Origin of the sequence: Terribacillus sp. JSM ZJ617, from assembly GCF_044383785.1 — a bacterium.
Lineage (GTDB): Bacteria > Bacillota > Bacilli > Bacillales > Amphibacillaceae > Terribacillus.
The window spans coordinates 292,810-311,362 of the sequence record NZ_JBISEQ010000001.1 but is presented as its reverse complement, the minus strand read 5'-3'; the positions used below and the strand labels follow the sequence as shown (position 1 = coordinate 311,362).

General features: G+C 34.2%; 18 protein-coding genes. 4 read left to right on the top strand and 14 right to left on the bottom strand.

The window, feature by feature from the left end; genetic code table 11:
* Positions 1–187: 187 nt before the first annotated feature.
* Complete coding sequence (locus ACH6C1_RS01560; RefSeq protein ID WP_374074000.1) at positions 188–1,294, bottom strand: NAD(P)-dependent alcohol dehydrogenase; 1,107 nt, start codon at positions 1,292–1,294, stop codon at positions 188–190.
* Positions 1,295–1,511: 217 nt separating this feature from the next.
* Between ACH6C1_RS01560 and ACH6C1_RS01555 the strand changes: the two genes are divergently transcribed.
* Entirely contained in the window at positions 1,512–2,102 is a 591-nt protein-coding gene (locus ACH6C1_RS01555) for a TetR/AcrR family transcriptional regulator (RefSeq protein WP_374073998.1), read from the top strand.
* A gap of 122 nt (positions 2,103–2,224) precedes the next feature.
* Here the strand turns inward: ACH6C1_RS01555 and ACH6C1_RS01550 are convergent, their stop codons facing one another.
* The 13 genes from ACH6C1_RS01550 to radC form a co-directional block, all read right to left on the bottom strand.
* The gene (locus ACH6C1_RS01550; RefSeq protein WP_374073996.1) at positions 2,225–5,110 is read right to left on the bottom strand and encodes a DEAD/DEAH box helicase; all 2,886 of its coding nucleotides are present in this window, start codon (positions 5,108–5,110) and stop codon (positions 2,225–2,227) included.
* 78 nt (positions 5,111–5,188) lie between these two features.
* Positions 5,189–5,590, bottom strand: coding sequence for a (deoxy)nucleoside triphosphate pyrophosphohydrolase (locus ACH6C1_RS01545; RefSeq protein ID WP_374073994.1), 402 nt, complete (start codon positions 5,588–5,590; stop codon positions 5,189–5,191).
* 105 nt (positions 5,591–5,695) lie between these two features.
* On the bottom strand, positions 5,696–7,231 hold the full coding sequence (locus ACH6C1_RS01540) for a caspase family protein (protein WP_374073992.1): 1,536 nt from the start codon (positions 7,229–7,231) through the stop codon (positions 5,696–5,698).
* A 100-nt stretch (positions 7,232–7,331) separates the two neighbouring features.
* A complete protein-coding gene (locus ACH6C1_RS01535) occupies positions 7,332–8,717 on the bottom strand; it encodes a reverse transcriptase domain-containing protein (RefSeq protein ID WP_374073990.1) in 1,386 nt (461 codons plus the stop codon).
* 283 nt (positions 8,718–9,000) lie between these two features.
* A complete protein-coding gene (locus ACH6C1_RS01530; protein ID WP_374073988.1) occupies positions 9,001–9,318 on the bottom strand; it encodes a hypothetical protein in 318 nt (105 codons plus the stop codon).
* A gap of 355 nt (positions 9,319–9,673) precedes the next feature.
* Complete coding sequence (locus tag ACH6C1_RS01525) at positions 9,674–9,964, bottom strand: hypothetical protein (RefSeq protein WP_374073986.1); 291 nt, start codon at positions 9,962–9,964, stop codon at positions 9,674–9,676.
* A gap of 17 nt (positions 9,965–9,981) precedes the next feature.
* The gene (locus tag ACH6C1_RS01520) at positions 9,982–10,512 is read right to left on the bottom strand and encodes a hypothetical protein (protein WP_374073984.1); all 531 of its coding nucleotides are present in this window, start codon (positions 10,510–10,512) and stop codon (positions 9,982–9,984) included.
* Positions 10,513–10,614: 102 nt separating this feature from the next.
* Positions 10,615–11,535: a hypothetical protein gene (locus tag ACH6C1_RS01515; RefSeq protein WP_374073982.1), complete on the bottom strand. Its 921-nt coding sequence runs from the start codon at positions 11,533–11,535 to the stop codon at positions 10,615–10,617.
* A gap of 103 nt (positions 11,536–11,638) precedes the next feature.
* The gene (locus tag ACH6C1_RS01510) at positions 11,639–11,950 is read right to left on the bottom strand and encodes a DUF960 family protein (RefSeq protein ID WP_374073980.1); all 312 of its coding nucleotides are present in this window, start codon (positions 11,948–11,950) and stop codon (positions 11,639–11,641) included.
* The gene (locus tag ACH6C1_RS01505; protein ID WP_374073978.1) at positions 11,934–12,257 is read right to left on the bottom strand and encodes a hypothetical protein; all 324 of its coding nucleotides are present in this window, start codon (positions 12,255–12,257) and stop codon (positions 11,934–11,936) included. Before ACH6C1_RS01505 ends, ACH6C1_RS01510 begins: the two co-directional genes overlap by 17 nt.
* Positions 12,258–12,285: 28 nt before the next feature.
* Positions 12,286–12,639, bottom strand: a complete 354-nt coding sequence (locus ACH6C1_RS01500) for a DUF1643 domain-containing protein (protein ID WP_374073976.1) — start codon at positions 12,637–12,639, stop codon at positions 12,286–12,288.
* 6 nt (positions 12,640–12,645) lie between these two features.
* The gene (locus ACH6C1_RS01495; RefSeq protein WP_374073974.1) at positions 12,646–12,801 is read right to left on the bottom strand and encodes a DUF1643 domain-containing protein; all 156 of its coding nucleotides are present in this window, start codon (positions 12,799–12,801) and stop codon (positions 12,646–12,648) included.
* Positions 12,802–12,816: 15 nt separating this feature from the next.
* Positions 12,817–13,278, bottom strand: a complete 462-nt coding sequence (gene radC, locus ACH6C1_RS01490) for a RadC family protein (RefSeq protein WP_374075533.1) — start codon at positions 13,276–13,278, stop codon at positions 12,817–12,819.
* 180 nt (positions 13,279–13,458) lie between these two features.
* Here radC and ACH6C1_RS01485 point away from each other — a divergent pair, with 180 nt between their 5' ends.
* The 3 genes from ACH6C1_RS01485 (at position 13,459) to ACH6C1_RS01475 (ending at position 18,552) form a co-directional block, all read left to right on the top strand.
* Positions 13,459–16,212, top strand: a complete 2,754-nt coding sequence (locus ACH6C1_RS01485; RefSeq protein WP_374073972.1) for a type I restriction endonuclease subunit R — start codon at positions 13,459–13,461, stop codon at positions 16,210–16,212.
* Between the two features lie 172 nt (positions 16,213–16,384).
* Positions 16,385–16,975 carry a restriction endonuclease subunit S gene (locus ACH6C1_RS01480; protein WP_374073970.1) on the top strand — a complete coding sequence of 197 codons (591 nt, stop codon included), beginning with the start codon at positions 16,385–16,387 and terminating at the stop codon, positions 16,973–16,975.
* Positions 16,976–16,998: 23 nt separating this feature from the next.
* Positions 16,999–18,552, top strand: a complete 1,554-nt coding sequence (locus ACH6C1_RS01475) for a type I restriction-modification system subunit M (protein ID WP_374073968.1) — start codon at positions 16,999–17,001, stop codon at positions 18,550–18,552.
* Position 18,553: the final 1 nt, after the last annotated feature.

Sequence of the window (18,553 nt, the reverse complement as noted above, 5' to 3'; positions counted from 1 at the left end):
CGTCTTTTTGTATATGCTGTAATTCGGTATAAGCATGTATTCTCTGCAGATGGGTATACACAAACAGTTACGAAACAGATTCTCGGATATGGCGGACCCGGTAAAATATTTTAATTTAGCACATTCACAAAAAGATGCTCAGCGACATAGCCGCTGAGCATTCTTAATTGGAATAGAATTACGTTAATCAAGCTTGGTATTCTTTATCAATAATTAAAATCGGTTTAATAGTAGATCCATTCGCTGAATCCTCAAATGCCTGCTGGATATCATCCATTTCATAGAATTTCACCAATTTATCGAATGGGAATTGACCGTTTTGGTAGAACTTCACTAGTTTCGGAATGATCAATTGCGGTACAGCATCGCCTTCTACAACACCTTTCAGTGTTACAGCTTTTGTCATGATTTCATTCGTAACGTTGATTGTCAGGTCACGTTTACCGACGGCAACTGTCGCACATTCGCCTTTCACACGTAGGCAGCGGATTGCGGCTAGTGTAACTTCTGGAACACCTGTTGTTTCCAAGGAATAATGTGCACCTTTACCAGTAATTTCTTTGATTTTCTCCGCAGCATCTTCGTTTTTGCTGTTGATTGTATGTGTTGCGCCAAGCTCTTTCGCTAATTCCAAACGGCTGTCATGGATATCAACCGCGATGATTGGGTAGCAGCCAGCGATTTTCGCAGCCATCATACCAGATAGACCTACAGCTCCTGTACCGAATACAACAAAGCTTGTACCAGCTTCTGGAGCCAGGGAGTTCAAGACAGTACCACTGCCTGTCATAAGACCGCAGCCAAGTGGTCCCAATAGACGAAGGTCAGCCTCTTTATCGATTTTCACCACGTTCTTCTCATCTACTGTGCTGTACGTAGCGAAAGAAGATTGGCCGAAGAACTGTGACACTTCCTGCTCATCTTTATGAATTGGTGATACACCATATTTGTTTTTACCTGCAAAGTTAAGCTCCATCATGTTTTCACAGCCGCCTGCATTACCTTCCAGGCAGTTATCACAATGACCGCAATAACTGAATCCTAGTACGACATGATCCCCTGGTTCAACAGTAGTAACATTGCTGCCTACTCTTTCTACAATCCCTGAACCTTCATGTCCTAGTACAGCCGGATATGGTACTGGCAGCGAGCCATCAAGAACAGTTGCATCTGTATGACAAACACCCGAAGCAACAATCCGTACCAACACCTCATCAGCTTTTGGCTCATCCAACTGCAGTGTCTGTTTGTTGAAATCGCTTTCTTCCGTAGTTAACATTGCTTGGATTTCCATCCTAATTCCCCCAGTTATACATTTTTCAATTATATTAAAAAGATTTATAATATAATTAACCTAAGTATAAAGAATCAGTTAAGAACGTATCAATCATTGAAAAAACGAAAATGTATGGGTTTTCAACACATAATTTAACAGTGTATCGTTTTTAGACAAAAAAAATAAAATGTCTAAAAGTAATATATTTCAACGAAAGTAACAGTGAGGGAAAATCATGCCGAAAACAGACCGAAGAATTGAGCGAACAAAAGCCACGCTAATAGCAACGTTTCAAAAACTAGTCTTAGAAAGAGGCTATTCCAAAGTCAAAGTAAAAGATATTGTAGAGGAAGCAAATTACAACCGTACAACCTTCTACGTACATTACGACGGCAAAGAGCAATTAGCAAAGGAAATGATCGAACTGGAAATGGAGCGTTTTTGTTATGAATTCTGCAAACCAGTTCGCGATAACCCCATCCTCGACTTAACGAAGATGAATCCAAATGAAACAGATGTGTTTCAGTATATGAAGGATAACAACCATTACTATGACTTACTTGTTATCCAAGATCCGATACCAGGAATCCGCGAAGCTTTGTTAGAGGTGCTAAAGGATATCTTCCAAAATAAATTCTCCTTTATAGGAGATAAGGCATCTGAGATTAATGCGGACTATTTTACTCATTATAGAGCTTATGGTATTTATGGCTGGATATTGGAATGGATTAGGGCAGGGTATGACGCAACGCCTTCAGAGATGGCGCGGAGGATTATTAATTTGTTGCATTATCATTCTTCGTTGATGAAGGAGGTTAATAAATAACTCTAGGTTAAGATAATAGATCTATAGCCTTGTCTAAGTTGAAAGGACATTGCTCCCACTAAAATACCTCAGCCGAGAATAATCGGCTGAGGTGCATTTAAGATACAGTCTTAATTCCTTTATTACTCTACAATATACCGATAAATCTTCTTATCCACCGGCTCTTCCAAAATCATATTCATTGTCACTACAGGAATAACTTTATCTTCTCCGCTTCTCATCTCTTCCTGCTGAACAGTTTGTTTATCTGGATGAACCTGACCTAAATAATAAAAACCTAATCCTTCATCATCATCTTTTTTCACAAACAAATGAATATCGATGTTATTATCATCCGCATTTATGATTTCTGCTACTTCTTTAGAAGCGATAGTACGTTTGCTTCTGGTATACCATTTAAATGTTTGTTCATTTAAAAAGGTATCTTCGTAGGCAACACTGGACTCTACGTCTTCGTCTTTGTGATACGTCACAAAAATAGGACATGTTTGATGTTTTGTTTTATAACCATAGATTGTGGAGCTTTCATCGCTATCCCAATTCAACAGACGACATGCATCTTTACGTGTGTATTTTTCGTAGCGTGTGAGTATATTGTTGTCATATTGTTTACTCTTCTCTATAGAAGTTAATAGGACATCCTTAAGAAGTTTAGCAAAAGTATTATTCGTGTTAATACTTTCTTTTACTTCCTTCCTTATCTTCAGAATATGGCTCTCTAATTCAACAAGTGGCCATTCACCATATTTTTTACGGTTCGTTTGACTAAAGAAAGATAGATCCAGTATACGCAGCACGGAGGTAATGGTAGCATCATCACATGATAATCCTTTTTCAGCAAGTGAACTTCGATACTCCTCAAAGGAAACTTCTGAGCGCTCACTTAACATCTCTAATAAGACTACTTCATGGAGCCTTTTTCCATTTAGTAACTCCTGAGAGACCATTGTTAAAACTTTGTTTTCATAATCCGTGATTTGAGGTACTTCTTCTTTTACAGCAATCAAGAATTGATGATAATTATCCTTAGCTTTAATAAGTACATCTGGATCTATGGAGTGGTGCAAAATAAAATCCTGCAAATAAGGAACCCTACCCAATCGATTTCTTAAAGCAGTATAAGCATCTTTTAATGTCTTCATTGCTGTCAGTTTGCTATCACTAATAGATTTATAAATCTGTTTCTTAGCAATATCTTCAAAATTAACAGTCGAGATTCCCTTAATATAGTCAGTGTTCTTCATCCGGCGACGGATCGCATCCTTGTTTTGAGAGCTTTCGCCGGAGAGCGCTACCGGGATTAGGTAGTTATTTTTGTAATTTCCGATAAAATCGATGATCGTCACATATTCCTTTGAATCGTGCTTCCGCAGACCTCGTCCTAGCTGCTGTATAAAGATGATACTGGATTGTGTTTGACGCAACATCACAACTTGGTTAATACTCGGTATATCTATACCTTCATTAAAGATATCCACCGTCAAGATGTAATCAAGTTCTCCATTCTCAAGTTGCTCAACTCTTATTAAACGCTCTTCTTGAGAGTCATCACCGGTTAATGCACAGGTTCGATAACCTCTTTCATTTAATGCACTTGCAAGCTGATGTGTCTCCTCTTTCCTACTGCAGAAGATTAGACCTTTTACCGATTTTCCGGAATATCCATAATAATTGACCTTCTCAATAATATGGTTAATCCGCTCTTCCGTCACCAAATGGGATAGCAAGGCTGTTTCACTTATCAATTCGCCATTATACTCAATATCAGTAACTCCGTAGTAATGGAATGGAGACAGCATATCCTCCTCTAAAGCTTCTTGTAAGCGAATCTCATAGGCAATATTATAGTCGAATAGCTCATAAATATTAAAGTCATCCATCCGCTCCGGCGTTGCCGTCATTCCTAACAAGAATGCAGGCTCAAAGTAATCGATTACTCTTTGATAGGATCTTGCTCCGGCTTTATGAACCTCATCAATAAGCACATAATCAAATGCCTTTTTATCAAATAAAGCAAGGTTATCAGGCTTAGACAATGTTTGTATCGTAGCAAATACATACTTTCTATCAATCTCTCTAGACGCCCCCGATAGAATACCGAATTGCTCATCGTGGCCACCTAAGATCTTCTTATAATCCGCCATGGCTTTATGTAGAATCTGTTCCCTATGAACAATAAAAAGCATGCGTTCCGGTTGCACATTACGTATATCAAAAGCAGACAGAAAAGTTTTTCCTGTCCCGGTAGCAGATATTACTAAGCCCTTTCGATGACCAGCATCTCTCACTGCCTTAATCTGTTCTAATGCTGCTTCTTGCATTTTATTCGGTTCAATACTTAAAGCATCTTGAATAGAATTTATTTGATAATTAGCAGGTAACTCAATAACCTTTTCAATAGCGCGCTTCTCTTTATTTTCCTCATATATTGTAGAGTACTGGTTTATCCACTCTTCCGTTAAAGGAGATGCCTGATTCCATACATCATCAAATTGATTAGAAAAGTGCCGAATAATTTCACCATTCTCATGAGAATTCAGCTTCACATTCCACTCATAATTCACTTGAAGTGCTTGCGCCGTCAAGTTTGAACTGCCAATGACTAAAGTGTGATGCGTGTTATGATGAAAAATATAGCCTTTAGCATGGAAGCCAGGTAAATCGGTAAGTCTCACTTCAACATTTGATATTTTCAACAATTCTCTAAAAGCTTTCGGCGAATTAAACTGTAAGAAAGTAGACGTTAAGATACGCCCATTTATTCCTTTACGCGCCAAATCATAGAGATGTGTCTTTAATGTAGCTAATCCACTTTCTGTAATAAAAGCAACAGAGAAAATAAAGCCCTGACAAACTTCCAATTCCTCTAATAAGGATTGTAGGACTGTTGTATTCTCTTGATGATTATTTACTAATAACTGTGGGTTAAAATTCTTTTGGTTACTATATGTATGATCAATAAATCCGTTATGCAATGAATCTTTCAAGCTGTTAATAAAATTATCCATTTACTCCACCATTCATTACCAATTAATAGTTTAATTGTAATGTTATTTATCGGTGTGTGTAAATGGATAATTAGTAAATTATACTTGTTTATGATCAAATTGGATTTTCTCGATTGCTGGAATATCCGCGGGTGCCCAGTCTAAGGTAGATAACTCTTCTGGAGATAACCATTTTATTGCTACATGCTCTGTTAGGGTTGGTTCTCCTTCAACTAGGTCACAGTAATAAGTCTTTAAGTTTACGATTCCAAAATCGTATTCATATGTCGTATCTTCTATTGCTTCCCCTATAGATATAGTGCAGTGCATCTCTTCAGTAATTTCTCTTTTCAAAGCTTCTTGAGGAGTCTCGTCTTTTTCGATCTTGCCACCTGGGAACTCCCATTTAAGAGGTAAGGATTTTTCAGTTCCTCGTTGCGCACATAATATCTTGTTGTCACGTTTTATTACTGCTCCTACTACATAAATATTTTTCTTCATCTTTTTCTCCTTATTATTTCTCTAGTAAATAAAAGCGACTATCTTCTAATTCTACCTCATTTACTTATGATAAGGCTCACCGTGGTGTATCTAAATGAGGTTTTTTCATCTCTTTTGTTCTAGTTCTTTTAAAACCTTTAAGTCTTCATAATACCTTAACACCGTACTTTGCATTACTAATTTTCTATTGGCAGAGTCTCTAATGTTACGGAATTTCTCATTATAAAACAGGGTAAAATCATGTATTGTGCTAAATAAGGATATGTTAGCTTGTACCCATTCTAATAATGTCTCATCAGAAAAAGGTAAGTCATTTGATTCAAAAAATAATCTATCCAATACTGACGAATAAGGTGTTACGCTTGCAAATAACTCATCTTCAGAAATAGTCTTATTTTGATACTCATTAAATAATGAAATTATAGATTCAGCATATGTTATCATTTGATACCTAATTTCTTTGACTTTATATAGTACTTCATCGTTAGACTTGGTATTTTCAAAAATAAAATTACTAATTATCTTATACTGGGGATAAAACTCAAAATGAACATCTTTTATTAAACGTTTATTGGAGCCTTTCAAACTATACCAATAAGTCTTATCTTGATTATCGTTTACCCAAGTAGTTTTACAATAATAATTTCCTCGTAAAATATCACTATCATAAAAAGTGAAATAAATCCATATTATATCTGATGGAGAGCCTTTATATCTATCTTCTTGTATTTTGTTATTATATACATCACAAAACAGTAATCTTTTTTTAATTTTTGTAGAGACGTCCGCTATTTCTGCATCCGAGAATGGTTTCTTAAGAAGTATTTTTGCCGCGTACCTTTTTTTAGAACCATGATGGACAGGTTCCACACTCTTAATAATGTAATCTTCGTTTTCAAAGTAAATATTACCTTTTTCATAAGGAATATACTCTGAAATTTTAAAATAAATTGTACCTCCTATATTAGCTCTATATATAGCGTGCTGAGGTTTATCCGGATTATTTAAAGTATGAATCTCAAGTAACCTCTTTACCCACAACTGCAAATCATAAAGTGAAAGTTCTCCTTTTTTTATTAAAGATTTATTCGTCAGTCCATCGCATAAAACATTTGTAAATATACTTCCATTGCTCCCTCCATAAGAAGGTTCCATAGCGTTACTACCACTTAATACTGCATAACCGCTACCTTGAAAAGATTCTATAGATTCTTCTAAATTAGTACTTTTTGTACCTTCAACTCTAAAATTACCTGAATAGCAGCAGTCTATAAGTAATACTTTGCTTTTAGCTAATGATTCGCCTATTTTATTAATTATGTCTTGAGTATTTAATAATCCATCACTAAAAACAATATTATGAATTTCACTAGAAGTCCCATGACCTGAGAAATAAAAAATAAATATATCTTCTTTTTGTAAATTGCCAATAAAAAGCTCAAGAGCATGTACAAAATCCACGGTTTCTACATGACCGTTATTTGTAATACCCATTTGAAAAATATCCATATCATCCAGCTGAAATCCTTCTCTTAACGCTTTATTAACATTAATTATGTCTGTTTTACAAAATGGTAAGTCAGGTGCACCGATACTTGAATAATCACTAACTCCTACTAAAAATGCCTTTATCCTTCCCATATAAATCACTCCAACTTCACTTGTTTATCTGATTAAGATTGTAATAAGCATATAAAAAGACAAGCCAAATTTTAATTAATGAAAAATGGGCTTGTCTATATTATTCTGGTTTTTCTAATCGTGATTGAATGTTTTTCCAGTGTTTCTTCACTTGTGTTTCCATAAGATTTATAGTTTTTGAATCTTCATCAAATATCTTCTGTGATCTTTCAGCGTAACTAATAAAATTCCCATGTCCTTTCTTACTTTTCCCCAAGTGCGAGTAGTTCTTATATAATTCTCTCCTATATGATTTACGACCGAATTCTTTTGATTTACGATTGCATATCCTTACTTTACGATATGTTCTCGTATAATACTTAAAAAGACTTTTTTCTCTAATTCGAACTTCTTTACCATTAAAACTGAATCCTAGATAGTCTAATATTGTCTCCTTAAAGTCTAAATCAAAAATCTGATTATCAGTATAAAAATAATTCCCTGTCTTTTCAGGTTGAATTTCTAAATTTGGAATCTGTTCTTTTATATCATCTACAATTTTTTGATGAATTTGATAGTTATAGTCTTGGACGTCTCCTGCAATAGGAATAACTATAATTAAATCATCACAATATCTTCTATATAGTCCCTTTTGGTCTTTAACATATTTTTGTATTTTTTCATCAAAATCTAGCAAATAAATATTAGAACAGATTGAACTGATACCTGCACCTTGAGGAATTCCATAGTGCTTAGAATTCTTGTATATATTTTTATGCTTAAAGGATCTGAATTCCTCTTCTGTGAAATATTTATAACTATTTTTAATTTCACTTTCAGTGTACTTAGTCTTTAGTTCTGCTTCTATAGTATCTTTAATAAAGTAACTAAATCTTGTTATATTTTTGAAGACATTATAATAATCGTCAGGTAATGTATCCTTTTTTAGAACATAGCGGATTTTCTCTTTAAGATATCTATGATCCAATGTATCAAAGAAATTAGTGAAGTCAGCAACAAAAATATATGCACTTTTCTGTTCCTTTATAAAGTCAATAACTTCTTTAGCGAAATTGATATTGCTTTTTCCAGATAAGTTATTTCTATATGCAGTTGCAACTTCATTAATGCCCAGTTCATCTACAACAGAATTATAGTAGTTATTTAGCTTATCACCATAATACTTATATATATAGCTATCGAGGTGAGAAGCATAAAAAATTTTACGAACTTTTTCTTTTGGTTGCTTTTCTTTCCTGCTATATTTTTGAAACTTAATTTCAAAATGCATAAACGGATAAAATCCATGTTTAGCAACCCATTGTGGATTCTGAATTTTACCCTTAACTTTTTCAATTGATTTCTTATTATCTAGGTGCTTATAACCCTTCACACGATACTTTTTTTTATTCATATTTGGCAGAGCTAGCAAGGGTATGTAATCGTAGCCTATTACTCTTTCAAAGAAACCCTTGCAAGCATACTCTCCTTTCAAATTATAGACCATTGCTAACCTATAAAGAGGCTACTAAATGCACTAATAGCTTATACTATAATTAGTATATTGAATTGGTTGATTATGACGATTGGAGGTATCCAAATGCCAAGTTATTCAGAAGCGTTATCGATTGTAATTAGCTGGGTAAGCCTTGTGATTACAATTGAGATAAAGCTTGACAGAAATTCACCAATTTCCCTCATAACTACTTTTATGAGGCGTATTCTGTACCAATTTTACCGGTAAATTCTACCTGTGTCAAAATAAATATATTATTCTAAATACTATTATGCTATTTATATTCCGATGTATAACAAAGCTGTATATCTTCAGCACGAAGTACTCCAATTCTTAAAACCCTGGAATTCTTCAGGTTAACTTCCTCCTGAAATTCCAACTCTAAAGGATTGCTTATAAGTTTATTCAGTTCTCCTTTTTCTTCCAATAATATCATAGCTTGATAAGGTGCAAGTACAAATTCATCCACCTTTTCACCAGTGCTTAAATATTCATAAAGACCGTAAAATTCTTCTTCCAAGTACTCCCCAAAATCCTTTTGTATCTTTTTTTTCAGCTCTAATAACTCTGATAAACATCTAATTTTTTTCATATAATATTAGCCCCCTATTACTTTTTTGTATGTTCTGTTACCATACAGACTACAATTCCAACCACAGTTCCTAATAAGAAATATGGCAATATAATCACCTTCCTCCACTCTTTTAATCCCTTATACTTAAAATCTTTTAAGCTTGAGACCTTTCATCATTGAATCCCTTTTTAGCTAGAGCATAAATAGTTAATCCAAACATAACTCCTGCCTTAAATAAATTAATTGGTGACATGTGCTCACCTCCCTTGACTGTAAAATCACACACGAAAAAAGAGACGATAACTCTTTAAGAGCAAACCTCTCTAACCTTTTGTCATTTTAAGTTGTCCTGTTTATTCACCTGCCAGTAACTTCACACGAAGCTTATAGGCTTAATAAGTTCACCACTTTTCAATAAACCAATTCCTAAATCCTGCAATCCCTGTTTATCCTGTAACAAGTAAACAACATTCGATGCACCGCCATCATAGAAGAATACCCAACATGTTAGTTCTCCCTTAAATTCATTCGGAAAACTAGCCTTAACCTCTTCATTCCTGATATCGTCCGCTGATAGGACTCTAACATCTACTTTCCAATCTTTCCAAACTAGATGTGGGTGGTGCTCCTCCATGTAGCACCTAAATACCTTAATAACGCTCATATCTTGTTCGTTCCTTTCTATAAGTTGATTAAAATAGAAAAAGGAGAAGAGAAATCATCTTCATTAGACGATTTCTCTTCTCCTTGTTTTGTGAAGTGCCGAACCACTTCATTATTAAGTTGGATTTGAATTGCAGGCAAGTTTTCGGATAAGTTAAATGGTCGCATAACATCTTCTAGATACCATGCAAGTACAACCACATCTGTTTTCACTTCATATCCAATAGGTTTAATATGGAACTGATCAAGATGATCAATTATAAGTTGATTTACCTTAATCCTTTCCTCACCATCAATATCCTTCAAAAGCATTCCTCTATAGCGGTTTATTTCTGCAAAAAGCATAATATTTTTAAGAGGATTAATATCAAAGAGCTTCGCAAACTCCTTTCCATAAATTTTTTCTGCTTTCTCACTTAAAGGTTCTTCTTCTGTATATCTGAGTTCCCAACCTAATGTATCGTAAAAATTTTCGTATCTTGCTTTTGAATCATCAAAAAAGGATAAATTCCCTTTATAATACTTCTTGGCTATTATATTTAGTGTCATATTTGTTTCCTCCTTGTTTATGAATCTGTTGTTATACTAACGCATTAAACCAAATAAAAAATGGTTGAATCGGGATTAAAAAAATCATATTCAACCATTGATTTAGAGTGTATTTTTTTCTATAGTATCCATTTCTACAGCATATTTCTCCATCAGCCGTTTCTTAATTAATAATAAATCCGTTTCATTTTTATCATCCCTCATTACATGCTCCCAATATGTTTCCGTATAGTATTTGCTAGTGTCAAAACTAAACTCAATATCCTCTTTCAGTTTATTTAGCTTTTTGATTGACTCAATAATCGCTATTTCTTGCGGCATAACTCCTTCGACTTTTTCCAAGGCAAATATAACTTCAGCTATTGCATCCATTAGCTTAGCGGCTGAGCTTCTTTTGTTCGCCTTTAAAAGTTCCGGGTAAGCACATTTTGCTAGTATTTGACCAATACCTGAGTCCATTTCTCCATCTAATACACCAGACTTTTTAATACTTTTTTCAATATCCTGTATATTTTTCCTAGCATCTTTAATATTTAAATCACTGCCAACTAAAGTGGGAAGCAAATCTTCATCAATTTTTTTACTCCAATTGTAATGCTTTAAAACCCCTAAACATTTGTATGATTCCAGTAACCACTTTTGGTTTTCTTTTATAACTTTATCTGATGGTGATTCACCTTTTTCCATATAAGTCAGAATTGTATCATTCATTGAGCTATACCTTTTACGTGTTATGCAACGCAGCATTATTATGAGTATTGTAAATTCCTCTATACTCCAAATTTCCTTTGAATTTAATGGTGGCATTTTCCCATTAAATTTTTTTATATTTGCAAATCTGTTAAGATAGCCCTTTGCTTCAACGGAAAGACTTTGGTCAGAAGAAATGGTATTAATTACTGTTGAAAGAAGTTTCAAGCTTTGCTTCAACATACTTTTCATTAAACCAACAACATTACTATTTGCCCCCATATCTTTCATGGCGCAGATAAAAAGGATATTAGTTGGGTATTTTTTCTCCATTCTACATCTCCTTGCAAAAAAAATAAGAAGGGTGGCCTCTATAGCCACCTATCTATTAATATTATAATCAATTCCTTAAAGGAAATTAACAGCGGTGATTAAATTAATAATCTTTTGGAAACAACATTGTACGATATTCAAGATCATCAATAATCCACACAATAGTATCCTCAATATTCATTGAACCTTGTTTCATTTTCATTAACTCTTCCGTCATGGCGGGCTGTTCCTGTCGATTAATTATTTTTATATTATTACCTTGATTAACAATTTCAAAAACCTGCAAATAATCCATTTTATCTTTCCTTTTAACTTCAATTGAGTCTAATAGCTTCCACAGAAGAACTTTTATTTCTATATTTAATTTTTCATTAATTGCTCTAGTCACATACCGAGGTTTATGTTGTGTAGTCATTTTTACATTCACCCTCATTTAGTAATTTCTGATACACCCTTTCCCCATCTTTCAAGCAAAATAAATAAAATGGATTATTGGTCTTTGCTTCTAAAGCAATTCCAATAATCCACTCTGATTTTTCAATGTATATATATGTGTGAAACAAAACTGGATTCGGCAATATTTGCAACACATCTTCTGAAATGATTTGCTCGTCCAGTTCCTCATGATATAAAAGTACCGTTTCCTCTCCTACCTCATTTGATTCAACTGCTACGCCGAATTCCTCTTCCATAAAATCTATCAATTGCTCAATACTAAACATAAAGTTACTCCTTTCAAGGATAATGTTTTTAGTTCACATTATGACTAATGTCATACGGTACTAACTTCCACTGATGTTTCAGAGCTGGGTAGAGAGGATGGAAACCTTTCCGACCAAAATTCGCCTCTATTTGAAGAATGTTTGCTTTCTTGTCTAGCAATATGGCTAAAATCATGTTTAATCGTTCTACAGCTTTCTTATTTGTCTCTACACCTTTTCCAACCGCAATAATGACATCATCTACTCTTGCGATAGCTTCTTGAATACATTTCAAATTTTTAATAGCAGATTCCTTCTCTTCATCTCCTTCAATAGATGGAAATAAATTTACAATTTCTACTACACCATATTCTAATTTAGAAAGGTTATTAATGACGTACATCGTTGTTTAGTCTTGCACAATTTCATCTGCCTGACCTGCGTTTTTCATGATGATAAGTGCCTTTTTCTTGTTCTTGTCCCACTCTTTCCTAATAAGATACTTGTTTTTCATTTCATCATCATAAGTGACTTCTGTTTTTAACGTGCTTTTTATTGTTTTCACCGTTTTTTACTCCATTCAGATTATGCCTTTCTCTTTTAATGAGGTAAAGGTGTCATCGCTAACGATTATGTGGTCAAGAACATCTATGCCTATAATTTTCCCTGCCTCTGCTAATCTCTTAGTCACTTCAATATCCTTCTTGCTTGGTTCCACCTTTCCTGATGGGTGATTATGTCCAACAATTATTGAAGCTGCATTTGATAGTATTGCAGATTTCATAACCTCCCTAGGATGGACTATGCTTGCATTTAAGCTACCAATATGACAAATATTAATTGAAACTGGTTGGTTCTTTGTGTCCAGAGAAACTACAATAAAATGCTCACGGTCTGCATCTTCTAAAAACTGTTTTAATAATTTGTATCCATCTTCTGGAGACCTTACTGCTCGTTCTTTGTAGAGAAGGCTTGACTCTTTTACTAATTTTAATGAAACAATATTTACTCGTTTAGCTGGTTGCATTTTAGTACCTCCTATTTTGTATTCAAGTTAATAATATATATTCAACTTTTGATTAAAAACGGATACTGTAAGCTGATAACCGTATTAATAAAGGAGTACTAATTGCAACCCATTTATGGAAAATTATATAAAAATGAAACCGAGCTATATATTTTTAAGTATAATAGAAGGAGATGGGATTAAGGGGGTTACAACATGGCATATCAGTCTGAGGCAGAACTAGAAAAAAATTTACATAAACAACTAGTAAATCAAGGTTACAAAGCGGTTAAGATTGCAGACTATGACGCATTATTAGCCAATTTTAAACAGCAACTAAATTTATTTAATGAACATAAACTAAATGGGCAACCATTGTCAGATATAGAATTTAAAAGAATACTTACGTTAATTGAAGGAAAAAGCATTTATGACTCCGCAAAAATCTTACGTGATAAGCTGCTGATTGAACGTGAAGATGGTACACAATTATATGTAGAACTTCTAAATACAAAAGATTGGTGTAAGAACTTATTTCAAGTTACCACACAAACAACCGTAAAAGGCATCTACACAAATCGTTATGATGTAACTGTTCTTATTAATGGTTTACCTCTTGTTCAAATAGAATTAAAACGTCGTGGTTTAGATTTTAAGGAAGCTTTTAATCAGATCCAGCGTTATCGTCGTCATACATTTACTGGTTTGTATCGCTTCCTTCAAATCTTTGTTGTAAGTAATGGTGTTGATACGAAATACTTTTCGAACTCCGATTACGACATTCAATTTGGCTTTACATTCTTTTGGTCAGATGAGAAGAATGAATTAATCACAAATTTGCAAGAGTTCAGTCGAGCTTTCTTACAACCGTGCCATCTAGCAAAAATGGTTAGTCGTTACATGGTCATTAATGATACAGATAAAGCGTTAATGGTCATGCGTCCATACCAAGTTTATGCAGTTGAAGCACTTGTAAAGCGTGCTACTGAAACAAAGAATAATGGATACATTTGGCACACTACAGGCTCTGGTAAAACATTAACCTCTTTTAAGGCTGGGCAAATTCTAGCTGACGAAGAGAGTATCAAAAAAGTATTTTTCCTTGTAGATCGACGAGATTTAGATAGTCAGACAATACAAGAATTTAATAAGTTTCAAAAAGGTTCCGTTGACCGAACTGAAAAAACGGACATACTTATTGAGCAAATAAAAGATCCAATGAGATCTTTTATAGTTACAACTATTGATAAGATGAATAATGCTGTAAAAAACCCTAAATATGCAGAAATAATGGCTCCATATAAGCAAGAGCGTGTAATCTTTATTATAGATGAGTGTCACCGCAGTCAATTTGGTGATATGAGAAAAGAAATTGACCGTCATTTTCAAAACGCTCAATACTTTGGCTTTACAGGGACACCTCGCTTTGTCGAGAATAAAAGTCAAGATGGACGTACAACCGCTGACCTATTTGAGAAGTGTCTACACCATTATCTAATTAAAGATGCAATTCGAGATGGCAACGTACTTGGTTTCTCTGTCGAGTACATTCGCACTTTTAATGCAAATATTAATGAAGATGATGATACAAAAGTACAAGCGATTAATACGGATGAAGTATGGCATGATGAGCGACGTCTCAATCTAATAGCAGACCATATAGTAGATAATCATATTCGACGTTCAAAGAGTAAAGGTTATTGTGCTATGTTTGCAGTAGACTCCATTCCAACTCTTATTAAGTACTATGATATTTTCAAAAAGAAGGACCACAAATTAAAGATTGCTGGGATTTACTCGTATGGACAAAATGAGGAAAGCGATGGTACTGTCGAACATTCTCGTGAAGCCTTAGACCGCATGATTGTAGACTATAATAAGATGTACAACACTGACTTTTCTACTGACACATGGGATCGCTACTTTTCCGATGTTTCTAAGAAAGTAAAGCGTGCACAAATCGATATTTTACTTGTCGTGAAGATGTTCCTAACTGGTTTTGATAGCAAGCCACTTAACACTTTATATGTAGACAAAAACATGGTGTATCATGACTTACTTCAAGCATATAGTCGTACCAATCGTGTTGAGAAATCTACAAAGCCATATGGTAACATCGTTTGCTACAGAAATCTAAAAGAAAAAACAGATGATGCCATTAAGCTATTCTCTCGAACAGATAATGTTGATACAGTATTAATGGCCAGTTACGATGAATACCTTAAAGCTTTTAAAGAAGCATTAGGAAAGTTAAGAGAAATTGCAGTTATTCCTGAAGAAGTAGATGAGCTTGAACGTGAAGAAGATAAAAGAAAATTCATCGTAGCATTCAAAAATGTCACAAAAATGCTCCAACGTTTGCAGTCATTTTCTGATTTCGAATTTGATGAAACAGAACTAAAGATTTCACAGCAGTCTTATGAAGATTACAAAAGCAAATACTTTAAAGTTTATGAAGAGTTTAAGCGTAGTGAAGTGCAAAAAGAGTCCATTCTGCATGATATCGACTTTGAGTTAGAGCTGATGCATACAGATCGAATCAATGTCAGCTACATTTTGAACCTGGTTGCGAATTTGAACACTGAAGACCAAAAAGAACGTGAGAAAGAAATCAGTTTCATCAAGCAAGAATTAGACCATGCATCTGATCCGAAGCTACGTCTAAAAATTGAACTAATTAAAGGCTTCTTAGATAAAGTTGCACCTACTTTAGCACCTAATGAATCTGTAATTGATGCATATAACCGATATGAAGAAGAAATTAGTGAACAGGAACTCACATCTTTTGCAAAAGAAGTAGACATTGAAGATAGCGTATTACGTGAACAAGTATCTTCCTATGAATACTCGAACTTAATTGAAAAGAATGCTATTATGGACTCTTTATCGGGATCGTTCTTGAAGAAAAACAAAGCGATTAAACACATCACATCATTTATCCGTGACTTTACAGAAAAATATGGTGCGTAAAGGCCTTTGCTAAAACTAAATATATCAATAAATGAAGAGCGCATAACAAGCGCTCTTCATTTATTGATATTTTAAAAAATATCAATTAAAATTTGTTGATATTTTTTAAAATATCGTTTATATTAATCAATGGGAGTTTTGATATATTAAAAAATATCAAAGGAGGGCTGTTGTGAAACTTTATGAAAAAGCACAATTCACACAAGGGGCTTTTGTGAATCGTTTAGAAACATTGTCTGACAACATCGAAACATTAAAAGTAAGACAGTTTTCACTCAAACAATTTAACGAAACTCTTGGACTGACTTATAGGATATCTAATGAGAAAAATGCTGAATTAACTGTACCAAAAGAAAAATTATTACCTCAACTACTAACAGATACAAATAGTTTAGTTTTACACGCACATACCCAAAAAGTTGCTTTGTTACCTGAGAAATATAGTGGGTTACTATTAACTAATAACTTTATTAAAATTCAATTAACAAGCGATGTAGATTTAGCCTTCTTTGAATGGTACTTTAATGAGCATCCATCCATTCAAAAACAATTGTCTGTGTTAAGTGAAGGAACAAGTACTTCATTGCTAAAGCTTTCTCATTTAAAGGATTTAGAAATTAACTTACCATCTCTTCAAAAGCAAAAAACTATTGGGAAAATTGCACAATTGAAAAAGGTGAAGAATTCATTACTGGCAGAAAAACGAGAATTACAAGAGTTATACATTCAACAGAAATTAATTAAAAGTATTAATCTGAATTAATCAAATTTAAGGAGGAATTTATTATGACGACAAGTGAAAAACAACGTCAACAACAAGCTGAATTACATAAAAAATTATGGGCAATGGCAAATGACCTACGAGGTCAAATGGATGCCAACGAATTCAAGGATTATATCCTAGGATTAATTTTCTATCGTTACTTATCCGAGAAAGTAGAAGCACGTGCAGAAAAGTTACTAAAAGACGATAATATTTCTTATGCAAAAGCATGGGAAAGCGACCAGTACCGTGAGGACTTAGCTGAATACCTTATTGATGAGTTAGGTTATGTAGTAGAGCCTCAATTTCTATTTTCACGTTTCCTTGAAGAAATCGAAAAAGGCGCAAATGGTAAGTTTGATGTAGAGATGCTACAGAATGGTGTAAAGGCAATCGAGTCATCTACTTTAGGTACGGAAAGTCAAGACGACTTCCAAAATCTTTTCGATGATATGGATTTAGCTTCTTCACGCTTAGGACGGACAGTAAAGGATCGTACAAATCTAATCAGTAAAGTAATTGTTAACATTGCTAGTATTCCATTCCTACAAGATGATGTAGAGATTGATATTTTAGGAGACGCTTACGAATACATGATTTCTCAATTCGCAGCAAACGCAGGGAAGAAAGCTGGCGAATTCTATACACCTCAACAAGTATCTAAGATTTTAGCGAAGATTGTGACTGCTGGAAAATCAGAAATTCGTGATGTTTATGATGGTGCTTGTGGTTCGGGTTCTTTGCTACTTCGTGTAGGTAAAGAAGCGAAAGTACACAAATATTACGGACAGGAAAAAGTATCAACAACTTACAACTTAGCTCGTATGAATATGTTGCTACATGATGTGCCCTACCAACGTTTTGATATTCAAAATGCTGATACATTAGAAGATCCACAACATATCGAACAACGCTTTGAAGCAATCGTTGCCAATCCTCCATACTCAGCAAAATGGAGTGCAGATGATAAGTTTAAAGATGATGAACGCTTTAGCGCTTATGCAAAACTTGCGCCAAAATCAAAAGCGGACTTTGCCTTCATTCAGCACTTTATTCACCAATTAGATGATAATGGGACAATGGCTGTTGTATTACCTCATGGTGTGCTATTTCGTGGCGCAGCAGAAGTAACAATCCGTAAATACCTGATCGAAGAAAAAAATTACTTAGATGCTGTGATTGGTTTACCAGCAAATATTTTCTACGGTACAAGTATCCCAACGTGTATACTAGTTTTCAAAAAATGCCGTAAGGATGACGACAATGTATTATTTATCGATGCATCAAATGAATTTGAAAAAGGAAAAAATCAAAACAACTTATCCGATGAACACGTTGAAAAAATTATTAAGACATTCTTAGATCGTGAAACAATCGATAAGTATTCCTTTGCAGCTACATTAGGGGAAATCAAAGAGAACGACTATAACTTAAACATCCCTCGCTATGTCGATACATTTGAAGTAGAAGAACCGATAGACCTGCAAGCTGTAGCAAAACGCCTGAAAGAAATTGATGAGGAAATCATAAAAGTCGATAGTGAGTTAGAGAAGTACTTTAAAGAGTTGGGGGTGTAGA